This window comes from Bacillus sp. FSL R12-0074 (assembly GCF_038005725.1).
Taxonomy (GTDB): Bacteria; Bacillota; Bacilli; order Bacillales; family Bacillaceae_G; genus Bacillus_A; species Bacillus_A mycoides.
Genome location: NZ_JBBOTR010000001.1, coordinates 2,033,401 through 2,057,160, shown reverse-complemented (window position 1 = coordinate 2,057,160; position 23,760 = coordinate 2,033,401). Strand labels below are relative to the sequence as shown.

21 protein-coding genes and 1 pseudogene are annotated in these 23,760 nt (G+C 36.1%); 10 read left to right on the top strand and 12 right to left on the bottom strand.

The features are described 5' to 3' along the window. Positions 1 to 6: 6 nt before the first annotated feature. Positions 7 to 1,020: a GTP 3',8-cyclase MoaA gene (gene moaA, locus NSS97_RS10735; protein ID WP_341112435.1), complete on the bottom strand. Its 1,014-nt coding sequence runs from the start codon at positions 1,018 to 1,020 to the stop codon at positions 7 to 9. Between the two features lie 376 nt (positions 1,021 to 1,396). Between moaA and NSS97_RS10730 the strand changes: the two genes are divergently transcribed. Further along, complete coding sequence (locus NSS97_RS10730) at positions 1,397 to 2,089, top strand: Crp/Fnr family transcriptional regulator (protein ID WP_002189419.1); 693 nt, start codon at positions 1,397 to 1,399, stop codon at positions 2,087 to 2,089. A 118-nt stretch (positions 2,090 to 2,207) separates the two neighbouring features. On the opposite strand, the gene narI is transcribed toward NSS97_RS10730, so the two are convergent. Genes narI through NSS97_RS10710 form a run of 4 tightly spaced genes read right to left on the bottom strand, consistent with a single transcriptional unit; the run spans position 2,208 to position 8,613 of the window. Then, on the bottom strand, positions 2,208 to 2,897 hold the full coding sequence (gene narI / locus NSS97_RS10725; RefSeq protein ID WP_002031592.1) for a respiratory nitrate reductase subunit gamma: 690 nt from the start codon (positions 2,895 to 2,897) through the stop codon (positions 2,208 to 2,210). A 17-nt stretch (positions 2,898 to 2,914) separates the two neighbouring features. Beyond that, a complete protein-coding gene (narJ, locus tag NSS97_RS10720; protein WP_002031591.1) occupies positions 2,915 to 3,445 on the bottom strand; it encodes a nitrate reductase molybdenum cofactor assembly chaperone in 531 nt (176 codons plus the stop codon). A gap of 19 nt (positions 3,446 to 3,464) precedes the next feature. Beyond that, positions 3,465 to 4,940: a nitrate reductase subunit beta gene (gene narH / locus NSS97_RS10715; RefSeq protein WP_002141456.1), complete on the bottom strand. Its 1,476-nt coding sequence runs from the start codon at positions 4,938 to 4,940 to the stop codon at positions 3,465 to 3,467. Next, positions 4,930 to 8,613 (bottom strand): nitrate reductase subunit alpha, encoded by a 3,684-nt coding sequence (locus NSS97_RS10710; protein WP_107887961.1) that lies wholly within the window; start codon positions 8,611 to 8,613, stop codon positions 4,930 to 4,932. The genes narH and NSS97_RS10710 overlap by 11 nt, the downstream gene beginning before the upstream one ends. 710 nt (positions 8,614 to 9,323) lie before the next feature. Between NSS97_RS10710 and NSS97_RS10705 the strand changes: the two genes are divergently transcribed. Genes NSS97_RS10705 through NSS97_RS10695 form a run of 3 tightly spaced genes read left to right on the top strand, consistent with a single transcriptional unit; the run spans position 9,324 to position 13,725 of the window. Next, the gene (locus NSS97_RS10705) at positions 9,324 to 10,286 is read left to right on the top strand and encodes an AAA family ATPase (protein ID WP_002135924.1); all 963 of its coding nucleotides are present in this window, start codon (positions 9,324 to 9,326) and stop codon (positions 10,284 to 10,286) included. Then, positions 10,286 to 11,500, top strand: a complete 1,215-nt coding sequence (locus NSS97_RS10700) for a DUF58 domain-containing protein (protein ID WP_107887960.1) — start codon at positions 10,286 to 10,288, stop codon at positions 11,498 to 11,500. The genes NSS97_RS10705 and NSS97_RS10700 overlap by 1 nt, the downstream gene beginning before the upstream one ends. Beyond that, positions 11,497 to 13,725 (top strand): transglutaminase TgpA family protein, encoded by a 2,229-nt coding sequence (locus NSS97_RS10695; protein WP_107887959.1) that lies wholly within the window; start codon positions 11,497 to 11,499, stop codon positions 13,723 to 13,725. Before NSS97_RS10700 ends, NSS97_RS10695 begins: the two co-directional genes overlap by 4 nt. Before the next feature lie 83 nt (positions 13,726 to 13,808). On the opposite strand, the gene bsaA is transcribed toward NSS97_RS10695, so the two are convergent. Next, positions 13,809 to 14,291 (bottom strand): glutathione peroxidase, encoded by a 483-nt coding sequence (gene bsaA, locus NSS97_RS10690; RefSeq protein WP_002135920.1) that lies wholly within the window; start codon positions 14,289 to 14,291, stop codon positions 13,809 to 13,811. 225 nt (positions 14,292 to 14,516) lie between these two features. On the opposite strand from bsaA, the gene NSS97_RS10685 reads away from it, so the two are divergent. The 4 genes from NSS97_RS10685 (at position 14,517) to NSS97_RS10670 (ending at position 16,862) form a co-directional block, all read left to right on the top strand. Continuing rightward, entirely contained in the window at positions 14,517 to 14,726 is a 210-nt protein-coding gene (locus tag NSS97_RS10685) for a DUF3925 family protein (RefSeq protein ID WP_002127081.1), read from the top strand. Between the two features lie 96 nt (positions 14,727 to 14,822). Further along, the gene (locus NSS97_RS10680; protein WP_002141446.1) at positions 14,823 to 15,788 is read left to right on the top strand and encodes an MBL fold metallo-hydrolase; all 966 of its coding nucleotides are present in this window, start codon (positions 14,823 to 14,825) and stop codon (positions 15,786 to 15,788) included. Positions 15,789 to 15,873: 85 nt separating this feature from the next. Beyond that, positions 15,874 to 16,308, top strand: coding sequence for a hypothetical protein (locus NSS97_RS10675; protein ID WP_002135918.1), 435 nt, complete (start codon positions 15,874 to 15,876; stop codon positions 16,306 to 16,308). A 311-nt stretch (positions 16,309 to 16,619) separates the two neighbouring features. Next, on the top strand, positions 16,620 to 16,862 hold the full coding sequence (locus NSS97_RS10670; RefSeq protein ID WP_002141443.1) for a hypothetical protein: 243 nt from the start codon (positions 16,620 to 16,622) through the stop codon (positions 16,860 to 16,862). 53 nt (positions 16,863 to 16,915) lie between these two features. Here NSS97_RS10670 and NSS97_RS10665 read toward each other — a convergent pair whose 3' ends face one another. Beyond that, on the bottom strand, positions 16,916 to 17,596 hold the full coding sequence (locus NSS97_RS10665) for a DUF3600 domain-containing protein (RefSeq protein WP_002127077.1): 681 nt from the start codon (positions 17,594 to 17,596) through the stop codon (positions 16,916 to 16,918). Then, positions 17,593 to 18,171, bottom strand: coding sequence for a sigma-70 family RNA polymerase sigma factor (locus NSS97_RS10660; protein WP_002031567.1), 579 nt, complete (start codon positions 18,169 to 18,171; stop codon positions 17,593 to 17,595). Before NSS97_RS10660 ends, NSS97_RS10665 begins: the two co-directional genes overlap by 4 nt. Before the next feature lie 206 nt (positions 18,172 to 18,377). On the opposite strand from NSS97_RS10660, the gene NSS97_RS10655 reads away from it, so the two are divergent. Both NSS97_RS10655 and NSS97_RS10650 read left to right on the top strand, forming a co-directional pair. Next, positions 18,378 to 19,364 (top strand): zinc-binding dehydrogenase, encoded by a 987-nt coding sequence (locus NSS97_RS10655; RefSeq protein WP_107887957.1) that lies wholly within the window; start codon positions 18,378 to 18,380, stop codon positions 19,362 to 19,364. A 29-nt stretch (positions 19,365 to 19,393) separates the two neighbouring features. Continuing rightward, positions 19,394 to 20,032 (top strand): zinc dependent phospholipase C family protein, encoded by a 639-nt coding sequence (locus NSS97_RS10650; RefSeq protein ID WP_002135913.1) that lies wholly within the window; start codon positions 19,394 to 19,396, stop codon positions 20,030 to 20,032. Between the two features lie 44 nt (positions 20,033 to 20,076). Here NSS97_RS10650 and NSS97_RS10645 read toward each other — a convergent pair. The 4 genes and pseudogenes from NSS97_RS10645 to NSS97_RS10630 form a co-directional block, all read right to left on the bottom strand. After that, positions 20,077 to 20,163, bottom strand: a pseudogene (locus tag NSS97_RS10645) (VOC family protein); the annotation flags it as partial. An 8-nt stretch (positions 20,164 to 20,171) separates the two neighbouring features. Then, positions 20,172 to 21,341: a DEAD/DEAH box helicase gene (locus NSS97_RS10640; protein ID WP_002012513.1), complete on the bottom strand. Its 1,170-nt coding sequence runs from the start codon at positions 21,339 to 21,341 to the stop codon at positions 20,172 to 20,174. A gap of 19 nt (positions 21,342 to 21,360) precedes the next feature. Continuing rightward, a complete protein-coding gene (locus tag NSS97_RS10635; RefSeq protein WP_002065080.1) occupies positions 21,361 to 21,888 on the bottom strand; it encodes a hypothetical protein in 528 nt (175 codons plus the stop codon). Between the two features lie 90 nt (positions 21,889 to 21,978). After that, a complete protein-coding gene (locus tag NSS97_RS10630) occupies positions 21,979 to 23,667 on the bottom strand; it encodes a formate--tetrahydrofolate ligase (protein ID WP_002031556.1) in 1,689 nt (562 codons plus the stop codon). Positions 23,668 to 23,760 lie beyond the last annotated feature (93 nt).

Here is a 23,760-nt window from a genome sequence, read left to right as displayed (position 1 = left end):
CTTTCGCTATCCACCAATATAAGACATTTCAACTTTTGGATGTTTATTTGTACTTTCAGCCGTTCTTTCATCCGAATAACGATCTGTTCTGCACTCCCATGTATGTTGGAGAATTTTTAATAATGAAGCATCAGAAATATTTTCTCGAAGAAGCGTTCGCAAATCGGTTCCTTTCGTTCCAAATAAGCACGTAAAAAACTTACCGTCTGCCGAAATACGAGCTCTCGTACAAGAGGAACAAAAAGATTCAGAAACAGAAGTAATAAATCCAACTTCTGCATCGCTCCCTACATATCGATACAATTTCGCAACTTCTCCAAAGTAACGAGGTTTAACAGGCTCAATCGGATATACACGATTAATTTTCTCTATTAATTGTTCCTTCGTAATAACTTGTTCAAAGTTCCATCCGTTCGTACTGCCCACATCCATAAATTCGATAAAACGAAGCTGAATTTCTTGTTCTTTAAAATAACGAGCCATAAGAAGAATTTGACTATCATTCATCCCTTTTTTTACGACCATATTTACTTTTACTTCTAATCCAGCTGCTTTTGCTGCTTCAATTCCTTTCAATACAGGTTTTGTACTTACATTTCGTCCATTAATTTTTCGGAAGACATGATCTTCTATCGCATCTAAACTAATGTTTACACGTTTTAATCCCGCTTCTTTTAATGCCCTTGCCTGTTTTGCTAAATGAATACCGTTTGTTGTGAGTCCAATATCCTTTAAGCCTTCTAGCTTTGCAAGCCTTGCAATTAACTTCGGTAAATCTTTACGCAATAACGGTTCGCCGCCAGTAAGTCTAATTTTATTAACACCCCTACTTATAAATAATCTCGCTAACCTTTCTATTTCATCGAACGTTAATAAAAACTCTTCCTGTAAAAAAGCATAATCAGGTCCGAACACTTCAGCTGGCATACAGTACGTGCACCTAAAATTACAACGGTCAATAACTGAAATACGTAAATCTTGAAGTGGCCGCTCTAAAGAATCTTTCATCTTCTCGTGCATCTATATCCCTTCTTTTCTACTGCAATCATTAGTAAGCTTTCAAATTTTTTATTTGCCTTCATTATAAAAAAGAAGCTACATATTCAATGTGACTTTTCTCACATTACTTTCCCCATTCAAAAATTCTTCACAAATCCGTTCGAATTTTGTTCACATCTCTAGTCCCATTCTCTTTACATACTAAAATTTCTTAAACTAAAAAACTTATATTCGTATAATATAAACCCTTACTATAAGTAGCTTTTTAGACATTTAAGGTCGTTTTTCCTTACGGTCATTGAAATTTTACTTTATTTTCAAAAATATCTCTTGCAATTTCATCATGATTACATCCAAAATAAGAAATATACTGCTTATAAGAAGAAAGGTGATTGCTGTGGCAAACAGTACGGCATTATCCAAAGATTTAAAGGAGTTACTTTCATCTGTTGAATATAAAATGCAAATCAATAAGGGGAGTTTTATTTTTCAAGAAGGTATGGAAGCAACAGAGATTTATATCATTCACTCTGGAAAAGTGCAAATCAGTAAACTTAGTGCTGACGGACAAGAATTAACACTTCGCATTTGTTCACAAAATGATATTATTGGGGAATTAACATTGTTCACGGAGGATGCAAGGTATTTATTAAATTCAAAATGCCTTGAAGATGTTGAAGTAGGCGTTATAAAGCGTGAAGCCTTAGAAAAAGCATTACTCCAAAAACCCGCTCTTGTATTTGAATTTATGAAATGGATTAGTGAACATTTAAGAAGAATGCAAACGAAGTTCCGAGATCTAGTATTACACGGCAAAAAAGGTGCCCTATATTCTACTCTCATTCGAATGACAAATAGTTATGGTGTGTTAAAAGAAAATGGGATTCTCATCGATTTACCATTAACGAATCAAGAACTTGCAAACTTCTGTGCAACTTCGCGTGAAAGCGTAAATCGAATGTTAAATGATTTGAAAAAAAAAGGTACGATTTCTATTCATAAAGGAAAGATTACAATCCATGATTTACAATTTTTAAAATGTGAAATTGCTTGTGAAGATTGCTCTGCCTCTGTTTGTAGCATAGAGTAGCATCTTATTTAGATGCTACTCTTTTTCTCTTGCATACAGTTATTTCCTAAAAAAGACGAGGCCTTCCATTAGACCTCGTTTCATGTTAGTTGCTAACTTCTATTCGTTTACTGTGGCATTATTTTTTCAATTCATTAGGAATACGTCTTCTGTAAATCACATAACTACGGCTTAAGTATTTAATTGGGGCACTAAATACATGAACAAGTCTAGTAAATGGCCATACTGCGAATAGACCCATACCTGCAATTATATGAATTTTAAACCATACTGGTACTTCCATCATATATTCAACTTTCGGTTGGAAAATAAAGAGACTTCGGAACCACGGACCGATTGTTGTACGATAATCAAACCCTTTTGAGTCGATATTTAAAAAGGTTGAAGAAAGTCCCGCTAGCATTACGATTAGTAATAAAATAAGCGCAATATAATCTCCCCTTGTACTCGTTGCAATGATGCGTTTTACTGTTACACGGCGGTACGTTAATATAATTAAACCGATGATAGAAGCAACACCTGCCGGAAGCCCGAAACTAATTGCCATTATATGATACATATGCTCAGAAATACCTATTGAACGGTATACAGACTCTGGAATTAAAATCCCCATAACATGACCACCAATGACGAACATGATCCCAAAGTGGAATAATAGACTTCCGATTCGGAGCATTTTCTTTTCTAATAGTTCACTAGATTTTGACGTCCATCCAAATTGATCATAGTTGTATCTGAAAATATGTCCACCGATAAAGATTGCAAAAATGATATAGGGAAACAATACCCATAGAAATTGATCCATCATTTTGACAACTCTCCTTTCTAATTTGCCTGTACACCCCATGTATTGATAGCGAGTAGAACAGCGGCGAGAATTGGTTCATACATACAGTTTGCTTCTTTTAATTGCCCGTGCAACGCTTGTATATTTTCCGTGTATTTACTCATAATTGGTTCGCTATCTTTTTCATTCGCGTTTGCAAGAAACTCAAGTAGAAGCGGTAAATAATCAGGTAGTTCTTTATCTGTTACGTTAAAACCAGATTTTTGATAATGCTGTTTTAACTCTAATAATTCAATTCCACGCTCTCTTTGTTCACCTGTTTTCATGTAGGTAAGATACATATTTGTCTTCTTTCCAAAGTCGAATGTATAGACGTAAGAATCAATAAGTTGATTGTCTGTTTTATTTAGCGCTTCTTTTATAAATGTTGTAAGTGATGCTCTGATTTCTTCCTGTTCAATTTCTTGAATCTCTTCCTGTAATTCTAGTAAAGCTTCCCTCCAACCTAGTTCAGGATAGGAGAGAAGAAAAGAAGAACAAGAAAAAGCTGTTTGTAAACTTTGTTTCATAGTTTTCTGCCCCCTTTTTTTAAGAAATTGTCGTACAAGAGCCTGGCCCACCTGCGAAAGATAAACCACAACTTCCTTGCTCGCTATATAAATCTGCAACTTGTTCGCGGTGAGACGTCGGGATAACAAAGCGATCTTTATATTTCGCAATAGCAAGAAGACGATACATATCTTCTACATCTTCTTTCGTTAAACCGAGTTCTTTTAATACAGCTTCATTTGGTTCTTTATTAATTTGCAATGCTCTCATATGTGTTCGCATGACAGCCAATTTTTTCAATGTAAGACGAATATGTGATTCATCTCCTGCAGTGAGTAAATTCGCTAAATATTGAATTGGAATACGCATATTATCAATAGCAGGGAAAATCTCTTCTGCTTGCCAGTTACTACCTTTCCCCTCCACCATGTTCATAATTGGGCTAAGCGGCGGGATATACCAAACCATTGGCATTGTACGATACTCTGGATGAAGAGGTAGAGCGATTTTCCAATCGATAATCATTTTATAGATTGGCGACTGTTGTGCCGCTTTAATCCATTCTTCAGGAATCCCTTGTTTTTTCGCTTCAGCTGCTACTTCTGGATCATTTGGATCTAGGAAAACAGTAAGCTGAGATTCATATAAATCTTTTTCATTTTCAACAGAAGCCGCTTCTTTTACTTTGTCAGCGTCATATAGCATTACCCCAATATATCGAATACGTCCTACACATGTTTCAGAACAAATTGTTGGCATACCAGCTTCAATACGAGGGAAACACATTGTACATTTTTCAGCTTTATTTGTTTGCCAGTTAAAATATACTTTTTTATACGGACAAGACGATACACAAAATCTCCATGCACGACATGCATTTTGATCCACAAGAACAATCCCATCTTCCTCACGTTTATACATCGCACCCGATGGACAAGAAGAAACGCAAGATGGATTCATACAATGTTCGCAAATACGTGGTAAATACATCATAAAGACATTTTCAAAATCCGTTTTAATTCCTTCTTCCATTTTCTTGACGTTCGGATCTTGTAACCCTGTTATATGTCCGCCTGCTAAATCATCTTCCCAGTTTGGACCCCATTCAATTTTGTCGATAAATTCACCCGTAATTGCTGATTTCGGACGAGCAACTGGTTGATGCTTACGCTGTGGGCTATTTGTTAATGTTTCATAATCATAATTCCAAGGTTCAAAGTAATCATCAATTGTTGGCTGATCTGGATTGTGGAAAATATTCATAAGACGCTTCATTTTCGAACCGGATTTCAGCTGAATTTCACCATTTTTCAATTCCCAGCCGCCTTTGTATTTCTCCTGATTTTCCCATTGTTTCGGATAACCAATTCCAGGTTTCGTTTCTACGTTATTGAAGTACATATATTCAGCACCTGGACGATTCGTCCAGGTGTTTTTGCATGTTACGCTACAAGTGTGGCAGCCGATGCATTTATCTAAGTTCATTACCATTCCGACTTGCGCTTTAATCTTCAAGCCAATCTACCTCCTTCAGTTTACGGATTACAACGTTTAAGTCACGCTGGTTCCCAGTCGGACCATAATAGTTAAATCCATAGCTTAATTGGCCATATCCACCAATCATATGTGTTGGTTTAACGTGAATACGGGTTGGACTATTATGTGTTCCCCCGCGGGTGCTTGTTAATTTCGTACCAGGCACGTTAATGTGACGATCTTGCGCATGGTGCATAAATGCCATCCCCCTCGGTATACGGTGTGTTACAACAGCACGTGCTACGACTACGCCGTTACGGTTAAAGCATTCAATCCAATCATTATCAGCAACACCAGCTTCATTCGCATCATCTTTATTCATCCAAACAGTTGGACCACCTCTAAACAGCGTTAACATTGGCAATGAATCGAAGTACATACTATGAATCGACCACTTATTATGCGGTGTTAAATAGTTTAGTGTAATTTCTTTCCCTTCTACTTCAGGGCGTGATTTACGGAATGGTTTATGTTGCAGTATTGGTTTAAATGTTGCCATCGTTTCGCCAAATTCTTTCATCATGTCGTGATCTAAGTAGAAAGATTGTCGACCAGTTATCGTTCTCCAAGGGATGAGACGTTCAACATTTGTTGTAAATGGTGAGTAACGGCGTCCACCTTTTTCAGAACCCGTAAAGGCCGGAGAAGTAATTACTGTTTTAGGCTGCGCTGTAATTTGTTCAAATGTGAAGCATTCTTCTTCACGTTCTTCTGCTAAGTCACGTAGTTTTAAATCGGTTTGTTTTTCAAGCGCTTCCCATGCTTTTACCGCCATATGACCGTTTGTTGTAGAAGAAAGTGTTAATACCGCCTCAGCAGCATTAATTGCTTCTTTTATGTCTGGGCATCCTTTCGCAATAGAATCCGTTCGAACAACTCCTAATCGACTCTTTAATTGCTCATATTCTTTTTCTGCCGACCAAGAAATCCCTTTCGTACCAATCGGTTGTTTTCCGGTATTTGGTCCAAGCGCTGTCATCTTGTCATAAATCGTTTTATAATCCCTTTCGACAACATGAATTTGCGGCATTGTTTTACCTGGGATCGGTTCACACTCACCTTTGCTCCAGTCTTTAATCTTACCAAGTGGTTGTGCTAATTCTTGCGGTGTATCGTGAAGAAGTGGTGTTGCAACAACTTCTTTCATTGGTTCAAGATCGATTTTCTTCGCTAAATCTGACACAGCTTTAGAAAGAGAGGTGAAAATATCCCAGTCAGAGCGTGCTTCCCACGGTGAACCGATTGCTGGATTAAATGGATGCACAAATGGATGCATATCCGTACTGCTTAAATCATGCTTTTCATACCAAGTTGAAGCAGGTAAGACGATATCAGAATAAAGCGCCGTTCCAGCCATACGGAAATCTAAATTAATGAGTAAATCTAACTTCCCTTCAGGTGCATCTTCATGCCACTTAATTTCTTCTGGTCTTAATGAGTCACTATCGTCATTCATTAATCCGTTTGTTGTACCTAATAAATGTTTTAAGAAATATTCGTGTCCTTTACCGGAACTTGAAATTAAGTTTGCACGCCATACGAATAAGTTACGCGGGAAGTTGTTTTTATTATCTGGGTCTTCAATCGCAAATTTCAGTTCTTTTTCTTTTAGTTTTTGTGCAACGTATTTTCCGATTTCTTCTTGTGTTGTTGCACCAGCAGCAACAGCTTCTTTATATAATTCAATCCCATTCTTCTCGAATGTTGGATAAGAAGGTAACCAGCCAAGTCGTGCTGCTAATACGTTGTAATCACCGTGATGTTGATAACGAGAGTTGCCCTCAACTGGTGATGCTAAATGTCCAACAGGTGTATCTTCATAACGCCATTGATCTGTTACGAAATAGAAGAAAGATGTACCGTTTTGTAATTTCGGTGGCCCTTGCCAATCTTTCGCCATCGCGATTGTTTGCCATCCTTCTGCTGGTCTTAATTTTTCTTGACCAACATAATGTGCCCAACCGCCGCCGTTTACACCTTGTGCCCCAACGAGAAGAACAAGATTTAAAACTGCGCGATAAATCGTATCAGAGTTAAACCAATGGTTAATACCAGCTCCCATAATAATCATCGAGCGGCCATTCGTATCAACTGCATTTTGCGCGAACTCACGAGCAATTTGAATAATAAGCTCTCGCTTTACTCCGGTCATTTTCTCTTGCCATGCAGGTGTAAACGGTACATCATCATTGAAATCTTTCGGTTCTTGCCCGCCAAGACCTCGGTTCACACCGTAATTTGCTAACGTTAAGTCATATACAGTTGTAACGCACACTTCGCCTTCTTCTGTCATAACTTTTTTCACTGGAATTGTACGTTCTAATATTGTATTTCCATCATCAGAGAAGTACGGAATTTGCACTGTTTCAACACTATCTTCCATTCCAAGTAAAGAAAGACGCGGATCAATCGTTTCACCTGTCTGTTCATCTTCTAAACGCAAGTTCCATTTCTTCTCGTTATCCCAACGTGATCCCATTGTGCCGTGAGGTGTTGCAAAATCATTCGTATTCTCGTTCCAAATTACAGGTTTCCATTCCCCTAACTTCGTTTCGCGTCCAATATCAGAAGCATTTAAGAAACGATCAGCAACGAATTGATCTCCTTTTTCTTTCAATGTGACAAAGAAAGGAAAATCAGTATATTGCTTCGCATACTTTGTGAAGTATTCCACTTGATTATCTACGTAAAATTCTTGTAAGATCACATGCCCCATTGCCATCGCAAGTGCACCATCTGTACCTTGTTTCACACTAATCCAATCATCTGCAAACTTTGTAGACTCGGCAAAGTCAGGACTTACAGAAACGACTTTCGTTCCTTTATATCGAACTTCGGCTAAAAAGTGTGCATCTGGCGTTCTCGTCATCGGTACGTTTGAACCCCATGTCATAATGTAACCAGAGTTATACCAGTCACTACTTTCTGGTACATCAGTTTGATCACCCCAAATTTGCGGAGAAGCTGGTGGTAAATCTGCGTACCAATCATAGAAACTAAGCATTGGTCCACCCATAAGTTGCATAAAGCGGCTACCAGCTGCATGACTTAACATCGACATAGCTGGAATTGGTGAAAAACCAACATTTCGGTCTGGACCGTATTTAATTACTGTGTATAGTAATGAAGCAGAAACGAGTTGTAATACTTCATCCCAATTCGCACGAATGAATCCCCCTTTACCACGCGCCTGCTTATACGTACGTGCTTTTTCAGGGTTTTCCACAATGCTTTTCCAAGCGTCTAGTGGTGACTCGTTATTTTGTAGTTCTTCTTGCCACATTTCCCAAAGCACACCACGTACATATGGATATTTCACACGAAGCGGACTATAAATGTACCAAGAAAAGCTCGCTCCACGCGGACATCCTCGTGGTTCAAAATCAGGCATATCAGGACCTGTAGTCGGATAGTTAAGCTCCTGCCCTTCCCATGTTACAATTCCATCTTTCACATAAATGTTCCAGCTACAAGAACCAGTACAGTTCACGCCATGTGTAGAACGGATTACTTTATCATGCTGCCAACGCTTTCTATACATATTTTCCCATTCGCGATCTTCATATGTTTCTTGTGTATGATTATCGTTATAACGATCTATTGGTGAAAAATATTTTAAACGTCTCATTAATGCTGAAGGTTTCTTCTTCATACTGTTCACTCCTTTAATACGTCTCTCTTACATACCCTTACTATAAAAGAGGTTGTAAAATACAGATGTGACATTTCGCACAGTTCAAGAGATTGTCATAAATTCATTTGGAAATCGGTTTAAGGGGAAACATTTATAAGTAAAGATTACTTTGTTTTGTTGTGAAGATTTCGGTCAGCGGTGGGCTTATTAGGAGAATAGTATTTGGAGGATTCACCTTTTTTTGCATAAGAAAAAACGCAGGAGAAATTCCTACGTTTTTATATAAATATATTAAAAAGAGTTTTGATACTACTTCAATAACGCTATAAGGAATTTACTTTTCTGCAACGATACTATTATCAAGACATATTTTATATAAAGTGAAACTTTAATCAGCCCGCAAATAGAGGGATAAAACTACAAATCATTATTTACTGTATTGCCCTTAATTACGGAAACAATTATACTAGATGTTATCTGCATATATAATCTGAATATTCATAAAATTATGAGTATGATTTCCTTTTGGGACATATAAATTATAAAGTATATCACCATGATTTTTTAACATTTAAGTTTTTCCTATTTATATAAGTTCTCAATATGAACTTATATAAACCATTCCTACTTACCTCTTAGATTACTATTATACTGCATTAAAATGAAGGAGCTCCTTTTCTTTAACATAAAAATGAATTAGAAAAGATAATAAAATTAGGAGGATTACGATGCCCCAGCTTGATTCATTACATCCCATAGTAGAAAGAATAATCAACAATATTGAAAAATTAATGGTCGGAAAACGAAAAGAAACGATCTTAGCTTTGACAGCTCTCTTAGCTGAAGGTCATGTACTATTAGAAGATGTTCCTGGCGTTGGGAAAACAATGCTAGTACGTGCTCTTTCTAAATCCATTGATGCCGATTACAAGCGTATTCAATTCACACCTGATTTACTGCCGTCAGATGTAACAGGTGTTTCTATTTATAATCCGAAAGAGCTCCAATTTGAGTTCAAGCCTGGACCGATTATGGGGAATTTTGTACTTGCTGATGAAATTAATCGTACATCTCCAAAGACACAATCTGCCTTACTTGAAAGTATGGAAGAAGGCACTATCACAATAGATGGCATTACAAGATCGTTACCAAAACCTTTCTTTGTAATGGCTACACAAAATCCGGTCGAATATGAGGGAACATATCCTTTACCAGAGGCTCAGCTCGATCGTTTCTTGTTGAAGCTAAGAATGGGATATCCTACACCAGAAGAAGAATTTGAAATTTTAAACCGGATGGAAAAAACAAATCCACTCTCTCATTTACAAGCTATTACTACAATAAAAGAATTACTTTATTTACAACAAAGCGTACGGGAAGTAAGCATGGACAAAGCAATCAAGCATTACATTGTAAAACTTGTTACTCAGACGCGTTCTTATAGTTCTATACAGCTAGGTGCAAGTCCACGCGGCTCAATCGCTTTAATGAAAGCTTCACAAGCTTATGCATTCATCCATGGCAGAAATTATGTTATTCCAGACGATGTTAAATTTTTAGCTCCTTACGTTTTAGCTCACAGACTCATTCTAAAAATGGAAGCAAGATTTGAAGGAATAACAGGAGAACAAGTTATCGCCAAAATCGTTGCACGAACTACCGTGCCGACTCAAAGGACGAAAAACCTTTGATGAAACGAATACTACGAGCACTATATCACGTTACGAAGTTATTGCTAATCCCTTTATGCCTAGTCTTAACATTTGTGTACGCTATGCTTCAAGGAGGATTTGTAAGTTGGTTTTTGTTTTACAGTACGATTCCTATTGGTCTTTATTCACTACTACTTCCCTTCTACGCTTTACGAGACGCTGAAGTAAAACGAATAACAAACCAAAATGAATATGCAGCAGGAGAACAATTTTTAAGCACCATTACAATAAAAAGAAGATTTCCTTTTCCCTTACTTTATTTAATTATAGAAGATGAACTGCCATCACAATTTACAAATTGTAGACAAACGAAGGTGAATAAGGTAATACTCTTTCCAGGATTCAAACGGAATATTTCGTTTCAATATGTTATTGACACAATCCCTAGAGGAGAGCACACTTTTTCAAGCGTACGTGTCAAAACTGGTGATCTATTCGGTATGATGGAGAAGGAAGTAACTTTTTCAGTTCCAGATACATTTTTAATCTATCCCCAGTACGTAGATATAACGTATCGACAATTGGAAAATCATTTCGAACAAGGAGCGCTTTCAGCAAATATAAATTTAGCAAAAGACTCTACAATCTCTGTCGGTGTCAGAGACTATAAACCTGGTGACCGCTTTTCATGGATTGATTGGAAAGCAACTGCCCGAACAAACAATATTATGACGAAAGAGTTTGAACAACAGCGCAGCCATAATATCATGATATTCATGGACAGAACTGAGTCCCCTCTATTCGAATCAGTCGTAACATTTTCCGCCTCTATTGTAAGGGCTGTCTTGAAGCAAAATTCACCAGCGTCATTCGTGTCTGTCGGAAAAGAACGAACTTTTTTCCCTTTAGACAATGGAGATAGTCAGTTACAACAAATCTTTTGTCATTTAGCGAAAGTACAAGCAGACAGTGTATTCCCGCTCTCCCGGAGTGTAGAAATGGAATTAAGAAAAATTTATGAGCCCGTAACGATTATACTCGTGACAAGCGATCTTTCTCCCGATATTCAAAAGGCGGCTGACTATGCCGCTATTAAAAATAGAAAATTAATGGTGTTTGTCGTGAAAGAAAAAGCAAATCAACTCTCACATCGAGAACTAAGTATTCTAGAAACTCTACAAAAACGAAAAATATTTGTAAATGTGGTTTATGGGAACCGGTATACAAACGTGTTTTTTGAGGTGAGCAAATGATAACATTACGAACAAAATACAAATGGGATATGAGCAGATTCTTCATGCATGTATGTGCATTTCTACTTTTACTAGAATGGCTAAGACCCCTTATAGGTATTACAAACGTAGGTAGATTAGATATTTTTGTAATATTTATAGGAATTTGCTTCACTCTCTCTTTTTTTCAAACAAGGTGGCAGATTCCAATAAAGATCGTCACGATCTTATTCATCATTCATTTCCTGTATTATAAAAATGCTTTTATAAATCCATCTTGGCTAACGAAATTTTTTGCTGATATTTCTCGAAATTCCTCTCTGTTTTTCCAGGGGAATTTGCTAGATATTTCTCCCGTTTTTCCAACACTTTTATTTTTTTTATCCTTTTGGTTTTTGAGTGCTTTCATCTCTTTTTGGATGATTCATAAAAAACGTGGGTTGTTATTTCTTATATTGACTATTATTTATATCACCATTTTTCATAACTTACATTTATACAATGCAAACTACGCTATTATTCGTACTATTGTCATCGGCTTTTTTATGCTTAGTCTTCTTCGCATAGAACGAATAAGAGAGATGGAAAACTTACAAAATTTTGCTAGAGAAATCTCAAAATTACTTAGACCTCTTACAATATTTATTGTATTGTCAGCAACTATCGCATACTTTGCTCCAAAATTTGGCCCTCAATGGCCAAACCCAATGGATTTTTTAAAATTCAACACATCCGAAGCAAGTAAAAAACAAGAAGTTTCTAAAATTGGATATGGTTTAGATGACTCGCGATTAGGCGGTCCTTTTAAGGCAGATCCTACAATTGTTTTCACAGCACAAACGCAAAACAAACAATATTGGAGAGTCGAAACGAAAGATTTTTATACAGGAAAAGGCTGGGAAGTTTCTGAAAATCAAAAAAAGATTTCTTTTAAAAATAAAAACGACGTCGTGAGCTGGTACGAACAAAATACAAAAACGGAGGCCACTGAGGCGACAATCACCATGAAAAAAAGTTATCCACACCTTACCTATCCAGCAGGATTAATATCAGTTGAGGCTTCTTCTAATGTATCATACAGCGTTGACCCCTTTTCAGAAAAAATCTATACGATGGACGGAGATTCTTCTACTATTTTAAATTCATATAAAGTAACATATGGGGTCCCAGAGTTTTCCATAGAAAACTTGAAAGCTGTAAAAACAAATGAAGGTCAAGAATCAAATCCTTATTTCATGACAAAGTACACGCAACTTCCCGAATCATTACCACAGCGAGTAAAAGACTTAGCTGTAAATCTAACAAATGATAAAGACAACCGATATGATAAAGTATTAGCTATTGAAAACTACTTTACCGACCATTCTTTTGTATATGAAACAATGAATGTGTTGTTCCCTTCCAAAAACCAAGATTATGTAGATCAATTCCTTTTCGATACAAAAAGCGGCTACTGTAATAATTTCTCGACGTCTATGATTGTGTTACTTCGTTCTACCGGGATTCCTGCTCGCTGGGTAAAAGGTTATACAGAAGGAACTCTTGATAATACACTTGCCTCTGCAGAAGGTGAGGATGTTTATAAAATCGCGAACGATAACGCACACTCTTGGGTCGAAGTATATTTCCCAGGATACGGATGGATTCCATTCGAACCAACAAAAGGATTTACTAATCCCTATAATTTTACAAATAATACTCCTGCTTCTACTTCACAAAATAACGAAGTAAATAATTCTAATAACGAGCCAATACACCAACGGAACAATGAAGCAAAGCTCAAAAGTTTAATAGAAAATACAGAAGAAGCCTCTACTAAAAAGATCACAAATTCTAAAAATGATTTTTCTTGGTGGTACGTATTCCTCTCTACGATACCGATTAGTATCATCGGATACATTCTCTTCACCACTAGAATGAAATGGATTACATTTTTTATTATTCTTTTCTATAAATACCTAAAAGATGATGCTGTTTATCAAAAAGCTTACGGTGCACTTTTAAAACAATTTGCGAGAATCGGCATACCACGGGGTGAAAGTCAAACATTCCGAGAATACGCTCTCCACATCGATACACTTTACAATTCGGCCGATATGCAACAACTTACTTTCAGTTATGAGAACGCTATGTATCAAAAGGAACAGGCCGCAGCCGAATGGAAGACATCCGTACACTTATGGGAAGTGCTTATGAAAAAAGCAGCTTCTCTGCCTAAATCAAACGACTACGATAGAGTGATTTAATCTTGATAATGTGAGTTTAAAGAAAACACCTCAAAGAGCTACTTTGTTCTTTGAGGTGTTTGTTAATAAAGTGAAACTCCTAATTATTCCCCAAGTACCTTCTCAATCTCAACCTCTAAATCCATCGGCTTCGTCTGTGGTGCAAAACGCCCTACTATTTTCCCGTCTTTTCCAATTAGAAACTTAGTAAAGTTCCATTTCACTGCTTTCATACCGAGTAAACCTGGCGCTTGTTCTGTCATGTATGTATAGAGAGGATGAGCCTTGTCACCTTTTACATCAATCTTTGCAAACATTGGGAAGTTCACACCGTAGTTCAATTCACAAAAACTAGTAATATCAGCTTCTGTGCCTGGTTCTTGTCCCCCAAATTGATTACAAGGGAAACCGAGTATTTCTAGTCCTTGGTCTTTATATTTATCATATACTTCCTGTAACCCTTTATATTGTGGTGTAAATCCACATTTACTAGCTACATTTACAATAAGAAGTGCTTTTCCTTCGTAATCTTTTAACGATTTTTCTTCTCCTGTTATTGTTTTAGCTGAAAAATCATAAACTGTCATTGTTCATACCCCTCTCTTCACTATCATTCTATGTTTATACTATACTACATTCGTGAATATACAGCTCTTATTACGTATTCACATACCGTAATGATAGCGCTTTATTTTCGTTCGAAAATTCGACACAATATACTAGACTTTTATGATGGAAAGTTTTACAATTAATTTGTGAACAAAATGTGACAGTTTATATTTCCATTATAATAGAAAAGGATGGTGTTCATTATGAAAACTGCACAACATGAAACGATTTCAAATCGCGAGTTTTATTTCGTACTATATATGATGTTATTGTATGTTATTGGCTGGGTAATCGATGTAAATGGTTTATTTTTAAGCTCCTACTTTAATTTAGCAGGAGAAATTATGCTTCCGATCGTTGGTGGCATTGTTGGACTGTTCGTTATGTCTATCAATAAAGAACAAACGAAATAACTACATTACAAAAGGGCAGAAGACGAGCTTTCGTTTTCTGTCTTTTTCTGTTTTTAGCGTATAATAGATACATACCGTATATAAGGAGTGGTAAGTATGAAAAAAGTAGAACAACTATCTTCTCATCTATATCTTATTGATGATTATGACTTACAACATGATGAACGCACAGGTACATACGTTTTATTAGGTGACGATATTACTTTAATTGAAACTTGTGCGGCCCCTTCTCTTCCCTATATTTTAGACGGCTTACAGCAATTACATATTAATTTAAATGATGTAAAAAACATTATCGTTACACATGTTCATTTAGATCACGCAGGCGCAGCAGGGTTAATGATGGAAAAGTGCCCAAATGCTACTCTATTTGTGCATCCGCGCGGGGCTCGTCATATGATTGATCCAACAAAACTAATTCTTGGCGCAAAAGCTGTGTACAAAGAAGATTTTGATAAACTTTTTGATCCAATTCTTCCAATTGAAGAAGAACGTGTTCATATTGTACAAAATGGTGATACATTAAAAATTGCAGAAGACCGTACACTCACATTTTATGATACACCGGGACATGCGAAGCACCATATTAGCATTCACGATTCATTAACAAACGGCATTTTTACTGGTGATACAATAGGAATTTATTATAGAGAACTCGCAGACCTTGATGTAGAACTATATCTACCATCAACGTCTCCTTCACAATTCCAGCCAGATGCGATGATTGCTTCTAAAAATCATATTCAAAGTATGAATGTAGATACTATTTATTTCGGTCATTACGGCGCATCATCCAATGTTACAGAAGTATATAACCAACTTGAACATTGGTTACCTATTTTCGTTAATACTGGAAATGAAATTTTTCAAAAACATACTGATTTTGATGAGGCTACTAAGGCATTACAATCTTTGCTACTGGAGAAAGTCTCCACTCATCTTACAAAGCTAAATGTTCCATCCAATCATTCTGTTTATAACATTTTACATCTTGATTTAGAAATTAGCGCGATGGGAATTATTGATTACTTAACGAAGCAAACAAAATCCACAATTAACTAATAGAAAACGAAGATATATACAACGCCATTATCGTATATATCTTCGCTCCTTGAATATATTTTTTAATAAAGGATGGTGGAATGGAATGCAAAAAGTGATACTATACCTCTGCTTTACATTATTTATCATCTTATTATTAGTTGTAGGTGTTAAAATTCAATTTTATTTAGATACAGACGCGCAAGTGAACTTTAACGTCTATCCAAGATTATTCTACTTTACACTCTTCCCTCTTTTGGTCGGCATTTTATTACGATTCCTACAATCAATTAATCGCGAAACGAGTAAACAAAACTGGAACTTTCAGCCGGATAAGTTTATCGCTATTACGTTGCCAACACTATTCATTGCCTTTTCTCCAGCTCTACTCTTTTCACCAGTTGGTAAATACCTACCTTATTTAACTAATATTATTCTTGTGAATACAACTTTCATTACCATTATTAGTTTAATAGCTGGTTACTCACTTTTAGATTGTTTGATACAAAAAGACAAGGAGAATAGTAAGGAATATAACTAAGTGATTTCCCACTTTCACTTTATTAAGCAAGTCAAGGTAATTCTGCCCCTGACTTGTATGCAAAAGAACCTAATGTTCAATTTTTAAGTGCCGTTGGTTATGCTGGGTTATTTATAAGTGCAATACTCCTAGTAAGAGTTGCTATACATGTGGTAAGGAAATTTAAGTAATAACAAAACGAGTATAAAATCGCATAGATTTTATACTCGTTTTTTATTGTTCATATATTTAATTGGTAATAGGAAATTTATGTTAAACTAAAGAAAGTCGCGCACTAAATCAAAATGCATTTCAAACAAGGGAGACTTATTATGAAATTAGGGACTTTCTCGTTTCTAACGTTTATCGCAAGTATATGTTCTTTCTTTGTTTTAAGAGGACCTAATGCAAATTTAACATTAATTATTGTGCTTCTAAGTATTCTTTCATTACTCGGTATTATTTTTGCGATCGCATCAAAGAATTGGCTATTTAAAATAGTTGGTACGACATTAAATGGAGTCATACTAATATTTGTATATTTCTTATTGCTAGCAAAAGGAATAGGTGGTTAATATATTTACGTTTCAATAAGAAAAGCTCACAGCTTAAGCTATGAGCTTTTTACTTATCTCACCTTTTCATCTACATACTCCATAAACTGTTCTGCTTTAATAAATCTTTCTTTATAAGCTTCAGGTACTTCTTCTACTGTTATCCCACCACTCGATTTCGCTTTTACTAATACAGTTTGATATGACATTAACGCTTCCATATATTGTTCATACTCTTCTGAAGTTAATACTTCTTTACTAGATTTATGGCCATTTAATTTATCAAAATACGGCTGAAGTTCCATTTCTACCTTTTTCATTTCCTCTTTTTTAGCTGGTGATAATTGATCATAATCAATATTACCGTTCGAATCCCCGTACTCAAGCTTTGCATTCGTTAATTTCTTTAGTTCTTTTGTAAACTCTTCATATTCCTTCGCACCCATTTCGTCTTTCGCTTGTGATAACTTTGCATTAAAACGCATGTATCCTTCTAATGTTATAGCTCCGGCATGTTTTTTTAAGTTCTCAAAAGATCCGTATATACCATCCGCCATAATAGATTGGTAAGCAAAACCAGTCGTTGGGATTAAAAATGCGGCTGCAAGCACTCCTGCGATAAGGCGCTTCTTCCTTTTACTTCCCCCGCTCTTCATTTTTATTTGAACAATTACTTTTTCTTTTAACTCCGGCGGGGCAATAATCCCCTTCGCTTCTTCTTGTATAGATTCTCTAACTCTACAATCTAAGCTCATTTCACATTCCCTACCTCTCCTAAAAAGATTTCTTCTACTTGCTCTTTTTGACGTAGTTTCTTTAAGGCCGCATGAATTCTAGATTTCACGGTACCGATTGGAATATGTAATATTTGTGCTACTTCTTCTTGTGAGTAATCATGTAAGTATCTTAAGATAATAACTTGTTTCAATTTATATGGTAATTTATGAATGAGTTCAATTAATTTTTGGTTTGATATTTTACTTACAACATCGCTAGAAAAATCAATTTCTACTGGTTTTCTTTGCTCTTCTGCTTTTTTTACAATTCGCAGTCGCATCCACCTCTTTCTTCTATAAGAATGGATTTGTTTAATCGCAAGTCCAATTAACCATGGACGAAATGGCTTCTCACTATCATATTTACGAAGCGATTCATATAGCTGTATGTATATTTCCTGAACGACATCATCTATATCTGCTTTATCCTCTATTAAAAAATGTGCTGTCTTATATACTTCTTGAATCGTTTTATCATACAATTCGCTATACGCTTCTTTATTGCCTGATAAAGTTAATTGGATTAAATCTGTATACACTGTTTCATCTTTCATGTACCATCCCTCCTTTGTCTTACACTATATATTGGCAAGCAAACGATATTTCGTTCGATTTCTTTCAAAGATTTTTCAAATAAATTAATATAATGATGCAATAACTTCATAAGCTTCACTTATAACCCTGCATAACAATTATATAATTTTCCAATTCCTAATGAAGATTTAAAATAATATATATAGTCAAATTTAGGAGGATGTATATGAAAGCTATCGTTGTAACTTCATTCGGTGGTCCTGAAGTGTTGAAATATACGGACATGGATATTCCTACAATTTCAGATAATCAAGTTTTAATTCGCGTTGTTGCTACTAGTGTTAATTTCGCCGATATTAAATCACGTTATGGCAAAAAAGGAAACAAATCCTTACCTTTTATTCCAGGGATAGATGCAGCTGGTATTGTAGAACACGTAGGCTCTCATGTAAAAAACATTCATCCTGGCCAGCGTGTCATTACTTTTCCTCAAAATGGCTCTTACGCTGAATATGTTGTCGCGAACGAAAATCTTACTTTTGTATTACCTGATGAAGTTAATTTCCAAACTGCAGCCGCTTGCCCTATCGTATCTTTTACAAGCTATAATTTACTCGCAAATGTTGCAAGGATTCAACAAGGTGAATCTGTTCTAATTCATGCAGCTGCTGGAGGAATTGGTACTACCGCGATTCAACTCGCAAAATTATTAGGGGCTAAAAAAGTAATCGGGACTGTCGGAAGTGAAGCAAAAAGAAAAATTGCTTTAGATGCTGGCGCTGATTATGTTATTTGTCATCAAGATGAAGATTTTGTAGAGAGGGTAAATCAGCTTACACACGGAGAAGGCGTTAATATTGTTTTAGATTCTATTTCTGGAACTGTTTCTGAAAGAAGTTTAAACTGCCTTGCTTATTACGGTCGCCTCGTCCATTTCGGCAATGCTAGCGGAGAAGTTGGTAGTTTTCAAACGAAAGATTTACACGCAAGTTGCCGTTCTATACTCGGTTTCAGCTTTGGCACTACACGGAAAAAACGTCCTGAATTGCTTCAAGAAACTGCGAATGAAGTTTTCCGTTATTTACGCGATGGAAGTTTACAAATTAAGGCTACGAAATCTTTTCCCCTTCAAGATGCAGGGAAAGCACATGAATGGGTCGAAAGTAGACAAAGTACAGGGAAAGTAATACTACACGTTCAGACAACTCCCTAAAATGAATACATGAAATAGAGGTGTTATTCATGGGATCACGAATTATGCATATCATTATCGCGAGCGGTATTGCTGAGAAACTTTCTATTCAAGATAAAACTTCTTTCTTACTTGGTGGTGTAGCTCCTGATGCTGTTCATTCAAAAAAAGAAAAAGGAACTTCACATTTTTACGCTGGTACAACGAAGAACTATACGAGAAGAATAGATTATGATTCATTTATTCATAAATACGAAGATCATCTGGATTCCCCTTATATTTTAGGTTATTATACCCACCTCATTGCCGATGATAATTGGCTAAGCGGCTTTTTTCTACCTTGGCTTAAAAACAGAATAGAAAACGACGAAACTATCGCACCTATGTACTATAACGATTTTAAATTATTGAACGCACAATTGTTGCATCATTACGATAAAGAACAGCAGCTCTTCGCCCTACTTAATCAAGAGGCTAACATTGTGAATATAGAGGAGATTTCTAGAAAGAATGTTTTAGCTTTTCGGCAATATATTTTTGAAGATATGCTATATCCTGAGCAACACTTGCACGAAAACTTACAAGTGTTTTCATTTGATCAAATCGTTGGTTATATTGAGACTGCAATTGAAAAAGGAACATTTTTTATAGAACAACTCGTTAATAAAAAATTGACTTCAAATATTTAATCCCCCTCATTATTTACGAGGGGGATTTTCACATAACTATATAATTATTTATTTTTTCCCATTACTGCAAAGTAATTCCCTTTACTATCAGCAAAGTTAAACACTTTACCAGAAGGCATAGTTACGTCTTCCCAATTATTTATCTAGGCTTTTTCTTACCAGTAAAAGCTGGTTTCTTTTTCTTTGGTGCTGGTGGTTTCGATTCTACAAATGTTCCTTTGAACATTTCTTGTTTCGTAAACACGATACCTAATTTTTTCGCAAATTGAAGTAATTTACGCTCTTCTTGTTCTGTTACAAGAGAAACAACTGTTCCTTCTTTTCCCATACGTCCAGTACGTCCTGAGCGGTGAATATATTGGTCTACTGTGTCTGGTAACTCTAAGTGGATTACGTGTGTTAAATCATCGATATCTAATCCACGTGCTGCAATATCAGTAGCAAGTAATATTTCTAATTTCCCGCTACGGAACGCGCGCATCGTTACTTCACGCTCTTGTTTGCTTGCCTCTGCATGAAGTGCTGCTGCTTTCATTTTACGGAACTTCAGTTTTTGAGTAATTTCATCTAAACGGAATGGATCATTTAAGAAGGCAACTGCTTTTACATTTCCCATATGCATAACTCTTCTAATATAATCATTTTTTTCACGACGCTCACAAACGATATACGTATGTTCAACTAGGCTCTGTGCCTCTGAACGTGTTACACGTACTAATTGTGGTTCAACTGTCAAATCACGTGCCGCATCTTCTGCAGCTTTTGTTATTGTCGCCGAGCAGAACACTAATTGACGATCGCGCATCGTTGATTTAATTACATCAAGTACAGCACCCATCATCTTTTGTTTTACAATTTGATCAAACTCATCAAATACAATCGTTTTCACTTCATGCATCTTTAATTTTTTCATGCGAATCAACTCTAAAATACGTCCTGGTGAACCGACAATAACTCTCGGATGTTTCTTTAATTTTTCAACTTGGCGCTTAATATCCGCACCACCAATTAAAGACGCACCTGAAATATCCGTTCCTGCTGTAAACTTTTGAACCTCTTCATGAATTTGCATAACAAGTTCACGAGTTGGCGCTAAAATTACAACTTGAGGTTGTTTAACTTCAGGATTAATTTTATGTAAAAGTGGTAATAAGTACGCTAATGTTTTTCCTGTTCCAGTTGGAGATTCAGCAATAACGTCTTGTCCTTCTAAAATAGTTGGAATCGCTTGTTTTTGAATTTCAGTAAATTCTTTAAAACCAGCCTTTTCCCAAGCTTGTTGTAAAAATGGTTGCATATCTTTTATCATTTGTTTTTCTCCTTTATCTCTATTTTTGAAGAAAATGTTGTATTGTTCGCACCGTTTCTATCATGTGTGAAATAACAGCTATTAAATCATCAACATGGTCTTCTGTAATCGATTTTTGAAATAGAACCTCTACCTTATTATGATATGAAATCGCTTGCTTATTATATTCGTATGAAATTTTTTGCGTAATCATTCGCTCTTTTCCCCATATAGAATGCAATAAAGTTTCAATTTCTTCGCATCCTATCTCTGGTTGCTCCATTTCGAACGAGAATTCCAGCTTCATTTCACAACCTGGTATAAACTGAGGTACTTCTAATATTTCACCTGATAAATTCTTTGCATCAACAGATAGTGAAAATGTCGCCTCTACCATCGTTTTAAATGTTTCTGTTAGTTGAAATGAAATACTATACATACGACTTAATGAAGCAAGGTCCATCACATCTTTTCGATCCGTTACGAGAATATCACCGTGTAAATCGAAATCATAGACAGCTCCTTCCACAATTACCTTTAAATTTTCAAAAGCAGTTGGATCAAACATAATTTCCTCCAAAAAACAGGCGCCTTTCGATGGAAAGGCGCCACTTGATGTATATATAGTTTACAGATAAACGAGATGAATTACAACCTTTTAGAATAAACCTACTGCTTTTCCATCTTCATTTACATCCATTTGCAGCGCAGCTGGCTGTTTTGGAAGGCCTGGCATTGTTAACATTGTTCCTGTTAACGCAACGATAAACCCTGCACCGATAGATGGTTTTAATTCACGAATTGTAACGATAAAGTCAGATGGGCGACCTAATTTTGTTGCATCATCTGAAAGAGAGTATTGTGTTTTCGCCATACAAATCGGTAGGTTACTCCAACCTTCTCCCTCATATTGAGCTAATTGCTTACGTGCTTTCGGAGCAAATTCAATATCTTTTGCGCCGTACACTTTTTGAGCAATTGTACGAATTTTTTCTTCTAATGGTAATTCTAATTCATAAAGTGGTGCGTAGTTGTTTTCACCTTTTTCAATTTCTTTTAACACTTTCTCAGCAAGGTCAACTCCGCCCTGGCCACCTTTCTCCCAAACTTCTGTTAAGGATACTGCATAGCCACGCTCATTGCACCATTCTTGTAAGTATGCAACTTCTGCATCTGTATCAGTAATGAATTTGTTAATGGCAATTACGAAAGGAACACCGAAGCTTTGAATTGTTTCAACATGCTTCTGTAAGTTCTCCATACCTTTTGCTAACGCATCTACATTTTCTTCTTTTAATTGATCTCTCGCAACACCACCGTGCATTTTAAGCGCACGAATAGTCGCAACAATAACTACCGCTTCTGGTTTAATACCAGCTGCACGTGCTTTAATATCTAAAAACTTCTCGGCACCTAAATCTGCACCGAATCCAGCTTCTGTAATAACATAATCACCTAATTTTGCTGCCATTGTCGTAGCGATAACACTGTTACAACCGTGAGCGATATTCGCAAATGGTCCGCCATGAATGATAGCTGGTGTATTTTCTAATGTTTGTACTAAGTTCGGTTTTAATGCATCTTTTAATAGAAGTGTTAACGCTCCTTCTACTCCTAAATCTTTAACTGTTACAGGTTGATTTGAAAAATTATAAGCGACAACAATGCGAGATAGACGTGATTTTAAATCTTGAATATCTGTTGCAAGGCAGAATACGGCCATAATTTCAGATGCTACTGTAATATCAAAACCATCTTCACGTGGTACACCTTGAACCGGTCCACCAAGGCCAATTACTACATTACGAAGGGCACGATCATTTAAGTCAACACAGCGTTTCCAAACGATTTTACGCGTATCAATTCCAAGTGTGTTTCCTTGTTGGATATGATTATCAATGAACGCCGCTAATGCGTTATTGGCAGTTGTAATCGCATGAATATCTCCAGTAAAGTGAAGGTTAATATCTTCCATTGGTACTACTTGAGAATAACCACCACCTGCTGCTCCGCCTTTTAATCCCATTGTTGGTCCAAGAGATGGTTCGCGAAGTGCAATTACTGTTTTCTTACCAATTTTATTAAAAGCTTGACCTAAACCAACTGTTACTGTTGATTTACCTTCTCCTGCTGGAGTTGGGTTAATCGCTGTTACTAAAACAACTTTACCGTCTTTCTCATCTTGTAAACGCTTAAAAATATCAAGAGATAACTTGCCTTTATAATGTCCGTATGGCTCTAGTTCTTCTTCTAAAATATTTAAATTAGCTGCAATTTCTTGAATCTTCTTCATACTTGCTTCTTGTGCGATTTCAATATCAGATTTAACTGTTGTAGTAGTTGTCATATACCCTAGTCCCCCTTTAATTGATTCTGATGATATTGTATCAGTTTTTTGTATTTTCTGCACTTATTTACCTCCTAAAACCCTTCAATTTTG